The sequence below is a fragment of the Gilvimarinus sp. 1_MG-2023 genome, assembly GCF_030548285.1.
Genome location: NZ_JAUOSC010000393.1, coordinates 1 through 360, shown reverse-complemented (window position 1 = coordinate 360; position 360 = coordinate 1). Strand labels below are relative to the sequence as shown.

The 360-nt window shown below is 54.2% G+C and carries 1 protein-coding gene; it reads left to right on the top strand.

Annotation, left to right across the window (positions count from 1 at the left end; all coding sequences use genetic code 11):
• Positions 1-360 (top strand): hypothetical protein (locus Q4563_RS17335; protein ID WP_303605383.1); only part of this gene is annotated, 360 nt, incomplete at both ends.

Here is a 360-nt window from a genome sequence, read left to right as displayed (position 1 = left end):
CAGCAGATCCGTATCCGCTTCAGCAAAAACCTGCAAGACAGCTACCTGCAACTACAGCGTGGCGATCAAGATATTCTCCCGCTTCACAACCAGCAAAACTGGAACAGCCCGCTGATCACTCAGCTACTGGGCCAACGTCCGGTTGCGCGTTATCGCCATTATTTCCAGGGCAATCCATCCCTCACCGCCCTCCTGATCAACCATCAACAACTGCAACCAGCCAGCCGCAAACCCGGCCTGACCTTGATTCACGCAGGCGTGACCAACAACAGTCCGTTATTGCAACAACAGCAGGAAGCCTTCAAAAACCAGGGGTACCAGATTCAGCGTCAAGCCCTGGATCACGACGCCTTACTGGAA